General features: G+C 61.3%; 2 protein-coding genes and 1 pseudogene. All 3 read left to right on the top strand.

Going from position 1 to position 1,610, the window contains the following annotated elements:
• The first annotated feature begins 214 nt into the window (after positions 1-214).
• A complete protein-coding gene (locus tag EN993_RS38185) occupies positions 215-382 on the top strand; it encodes a hypothetical protein (protein ID WP_245469069.1) in 168 nt (55 codons plus the stop codon).
• On the top strand, positions 382-1,236 hold the full coding sequence (nadC, locus tag EN993_RS35575; protein WP_127266217.1) for a carboxylating nicotinate-nucleotide diphosphorylase: 855 nt from the start codon (positions 382-384) through the stop codon (positions 1,234-1,236). The genes EN993_RS38185 and nadC overlap by 1 nt, the downstream gene beginning before the upstream one ends.
• 141 nt (positions 1,237-1,377) lie before the next feature.
• A pseudogene (locus EN993_RS35570) lies at positions 1,378-1,610 on the top strand (biotin synthase BioB); the annotation flags it as partial.

Genomic DNA, 1,610 nt, shown 5'->3' with positions numbered 1-1,610 from the left:
GGTTGCTGAAAGCGTGGCCGGAACCCCTGCGCGCAGAACAAGGCCTGCGTTTGGGGGCGATTACCCATCGCCCGATCCAATACTCGCGCGTCCCTACGTGTCGCGCGCACTCGGCATCGTCCGAGATAGTGAATCTTTGGAAGCCGCTATACGGGCCTTGCTACCGATCGCCGAAAGCAAGCACGCGGCAGCGGATCCTGCGGCTGTAGGGCTGATGGTCGCGATTGCCGCCTTGCAGCGCCGGGAAAGCCGAGGCGCCCACTATCGGACGGATTTTCCCGATCATGCACCCGAGGCCAGACGGTCTGAAATCATACTCGAAGCTGCCTTGGGCCTAGCGCGGGAACTGGCACACTCCCCAGCGCTGGAAAGGGCCACGTGATGATCCTCAGGCCGCTTCCCGCCGTCATGCTCGAGCCGCTGGTAAGGGTAGCCCTCCTTGAAGACCTTGGCAGGGCCGGAGATATGACTACTGACGCCATCGTGGCCAAATCCCACCATGCGACGACCGTGCTTGCGGCGCGCCAGCGCGGGATTGTCGCAGGGCTCGATCTGGCCATGCTCGCTTTCCGACTGATCAGTCCCGACGTTGAAATCTCGGTGGAGCGGCCAGACGGCAGTAGTGTCGTGGAAGGAGAGGTCATCGCATCGGTGGTTGGCCCGACCCGGGCCATTCTCACCGCTGAACGTACGGCGCTTAATTTCTTATGCCATCTGAGTGGGATTGCCACCGCGACCGCGTCGATTGTTGCAGCCGTTCGCGAACATCCTGTGAAGATCACCTGCACCCGCAAAACGACACCCGGCTTGCGGGCTGTCGAAAAATACGCCGTGCGTGCTGGGGGCGGCGCCAATCACCGCTTCGGCCTCGACGACGCCATCTTGATCAAGGACAACCACATCGCCATCGCGGGTGGGATCCGTTCGGCCATCAAGAGCGTGCGAGCGAGTGCAGGTCATCTCGTCAAGATCGAAGTCGAGGTCGATACGCTGACCCAGCTAGAAGAGGCACTGACGCTCGTTCCCGACGCCGTCCTGCTCGACAACATGTCGGTTGACCAATTGCGGGAGGCGGTGCTGATGGTCGCCGGCCGGGCGATCACGGAGGCGTCCGGCAGGATCACCGCCTCAACAGCGCCAGCCATCGCCGCCACCGGCATCGATCTTATCTCCATCGGCTGGCTGACCCATAGCGCGCCGATCCTCGATATCGGCCTTGACTATCGAGCGCCCTGACGAGCCATGAGCAAACACATGGGGCAATCCACATTCGAACCCGCATGATTTGTACGACAGCGTAGAGATGGGAACAGGATGGACATGCACGGCACCAATGCGACGAAGACAACGCGACAGGCTCAAGCCCCTGACACCGGCATGTGGACTTTGGAGAAGGCTCGGGCTGTTCACGACGCACCCTTCAACAATCTCCTTTTCCTGGCGCAAACCGTTCACCGCGAGAATTTCGATCCCAACAAGGTCCAGCTCAGCCGCCTTCTCAGCATCAAGACAGGCGGATGTCCGGAAGATTGCGGCTATTGCAGCCAGTCGGCGCATCACGAAACCGGCCTGAAGGCGTCGAAGCTGATGGAAGTCAGGCGCGTCATCGC

Source organism: Mesorhizobium sp. M7D.F.Ca.US.004.01.2.1 (assembly GCF_003997785.1).
Taxonomy (GTDB): domain Bacteria; phylum Pseudomonadota; class Alphaproteobacteria; order Rhizobiales; family Rhizobiaceae; genus Mesorhizobium; species Mesorhizobium loti.
This window is presented reverse-complemented; position numbering and strand designations above follow the sequence as displayed.